The organism is Occallatibacter sp., from assembly GCF_049802275.1.
Taxonomy (GTDB): Bacteria; Acidobacteriota; Terriglobia; order Terriglobales; family Acidobacteriaceae; genus Telmatobacter.
On sequence record NZ_JBARMD010000261.1, the window covers coordinates 1 to 2,885 of the forward strand.

3 protein-coding genes are annotated in these 2,885 nt (G+C 60.0%); 2 read left to right on the forward strand and 1 reads right to left on the reverse strand.

Going from position 1 to position 2,885, the window contains the following annotated elements:
• Together WA354_RS09085 and WA354_RS09090 are read left to right on the forward strand one after the other, a co-directional pair.
• Window positions 1-728, forward strand: a 728-nt coding sequence (locus WA354_RS09085; protein WP_472812688.1) for a DUF116 domain-containing protein, incomplete at its 5' end; no start/stop codon positions are given.
• A 247-nt stretch (window positions 729-975) separates the two neighbouring features.
• The gene (locus WA354_RS09090; protein ID WP_472812689.1) at window positions 976-2,073 is read left to right on the forward strand and encodes a Rieske 2Fe-2S domain-containing protein; all 1,098 of its coding nucleotides are present in this window, start codon (window positions 976-978) and stop codon (window positions 2,071-2,073) included.
• A 163-nt stretch (window positions 2,074-2,236) separates the two neighbouring features.
• Here WA354_RS09090 and WA354_RS09095 read toward each other — a convergent pair whose 3' ends face one another.
• Window positions 2,237-2,551, reverse strand: coding sequence for a hypothetical protein (locus WA354_RS09095; protein WP_472807847.1), 315 nt, complete (start codon window positions 2,549-2,551; stop codon window positions 2,237-2,239).
• Window positions 2,552-2,885 lie beyond the last annotated feature (334 nt).

Genomic DNA, 2,885 nt, shown 5'->3' on the forward strand with positions numbered 1-2,885 from the left:
TGGCCGCTCTCTCTCCACAAAAAGCAACCTATTGGTTGCGCTCGTCCATCGAGCTGTTTCAGGAATTCGAACGCCAAGCCGACCGCATCCTCGGAGCCTACACCCGCGGCGTCGCATCCTTCGTCAACCGCGAACACTCCCGCCTCCGCTGGCGCGAAGATCTGCTCATGTGCGGCAAGCCCGCAGTCGAATATCACCTCAACATGTTTGCCGCTGAAGTCATGAACCGCGGCCTGCGCGAAGACTTTGCCCGCACGGCGCAGAAGATCCTTCTCGTTCCCGCATGTATGCGTGGCTGGCACAGCGGCAATTGCAAGGCCAACATCGACGGAGTCGACATCTCCTGCACCGCCTGCGATCCCGAGTGCTCTGTCAATCGCATCACCCGCCAGATGCGCGAACACGGAATCGCGGTCTACATCGTCCCCCACTCCACTGGATTCAGCCGCTGGCTCGCGCGCTGGCAGCACACTGGCGCCGGCGTCACTGCGGTCGCCTGCGCCCTTAACATCCTTCCCGGCGGATTTGAAATGCGCGAGCGCGGCATCGCAGCTCAGTGCCTCCCCCTCGACTTCCCCGGCTGCCGCAAACACTGGGACGCGAATGGCTTCCCCACCGGTGTCAACGAAGCGCGCCTCGTCCAGATCGCCACCGCAGATGCAAATCTCAATTCGAAGTCAACCTCTGAAAGTCCTTTATTCGTCCAAGCCCAACAATCCAAAGAGTAAAAACTTCCTCGGCAATTGCAGGTAATTTGCTTCGTCTAGCGCACAATGACATTGAAATGCAAAACCATTCTCATCGTCTAAAGAGCAGCAGGCACCCCAGCTGCTCGAGAAGCGGAGCCCCCCACCCCCCGGTATTACTACTCTTTTCCTTCGCCTGTCCTTTAGTAACGAGGAATGCGTGAGAGGACACTTCCGCAATATCCACTGAAAAACCGTTGTCAGGATAAACTGCTATCCTTTGAGCCACATGCCGCTGGTCACGACAACTGAAGCCGGAGTTCCGATCCAAGGCCCCAGTGCCACGCTCATTTATGACGACTGGTATCCGGCGCTGCGCACCGACACGCTGCGCAAAGGCAGGCTGGCCAGGGCGATGCTCCTCGGTTTGCCGCTTGTGCTTGGCCGACGCAGCGATGGCCGCGTCTTCGCCATGCGCGATAGCTGCCCGCACCGCGGCATTCCGCTTAGCGAGGGATGGTTCGACGGCAACCGCGTAACCTGCCGCTACCACGGATGGGAGTTTGAACCCTGCAGCGGGCGCTGCGAGCTAATCCCGTCACTTTCAAGCCACGACCATCTTGATGCCACCCGCATCTATGCGACTGCTTTTCCCTGCGAAGAGCGCGATGGACACGCGTGGGTCTTCATTCCAGGTCCGGGCTCCGGGAAGGTTTCGCCGAGTGCGCAATCCCGTGCGGTACCGGATCTCGCCAAGTTCGGCACGCGCTTCCGCACCGCCCATCTCGCTGCCGACCTGCCCTGCAATGTCGATCACGGCATCATAGGTCTGATGGATCCAGCGCACGGGCCCTTCGTGCACCAGGCCTGGTGGTGGCGTTCACGCGCCAGCATCCGCGAAAAGACAAAACGCTTCGAGCCAATTCCCGAAGGCTTCCGCATGAGCGCCCATGCCCCCAGCGGCAACTCAGCACCGTACAAACTCCTCGGCGTCTACGGCCAGCCTGTCGAGACCACCATCGACTTCGTGCTGCCAAACCGCCGCACAGAAATCATCCGATGCGGCGACAAGTGGTTCTCCTCGCTGACGACGGTGACGCCGGTGACCGCTTCCACCTGCCGCATCGACGTCATCGCCGCGTGGAACGTCTTCTATAACGTCCCGTTCCTCACGCCGATTGCCAAATTCTTCGGTGCGAAGTTTGTCCGCCAGGATCAGGAGACGATGATCCAGCAGGCGGAAGGCTTGAAGCACAATCCCAGCCTGATGCTGATCGACGACGCCGATAAGCCCGCCAAGTGGTACTTCGCGTTAAAACAGGCACGTCTCGATGGGACTGGGAAACATCCTCTGGACGGGCCGGTGGAATTGCACTGGCGCAGCTAACGATGACACCGGCGCCATCGCCTAAACATCCATTCAGCAATGACTGTCATTCCGATCGACCACAGGGAGTGGAGGAACCCGCAGTTGTCCTTAAAACCCGCTCGTCAACCAGAGAATCTGACCAACCGGCTCTGCAAGCATGGGAGTTCGATGTCCCTCCGCACTAGCCCGCCTGGGTCTCGTCTTCGCCTTGCGTCAGTTCGTCGTTGTCTTCGCCTTCGACAGAGATGCGCAGCGAACGCAGGAAGTTCACATCGTTCTTCGTGAAGGTGCCACCCGCGGCTTCGGCTGCGGCATCCGCTTCTTCGGTTTCCTTTGACACCTCGTTGAGACCGATGGTGGCCTCAAGCATCAACAGCACGTCGAACCCGTGTTTGCGGATGTCCTGGACGACGCCGGCGATCTGCTCGCTTTCAATAACGGACTCGTGGATTGCTTCTCCGAGTTGTTGGATCAGTTCGCGCAGGCGTGATGTCAAGGGTTTACCTCCGGCGGCGGCCAGCGCGGCGAATTGCGCAGGGAGCGGCGATTGATTTCTATACCTTACTTTGCTAGCGGCCATCGGGCAAATGGGCACCTGTGTTGGATGCGAACAGGGTCGCCCCCGCAGTTCTGGCACTGCTACCATCATATCCGGGGTCGCCGACGCCAAGCGGGGACCTCTCAGTGGTTGCTGGGGTGGCAAATCGAAGTGAGACCTGAATCCATCGGCAGGGTGCTGGGCGTGGGGGTGCGAGTGGCGGGGCGTCTTGCCGGCCACGCGATCATGGGCGAAGGCCAGCAAACTAATGCGGCTGCGCCCAACACCCAAC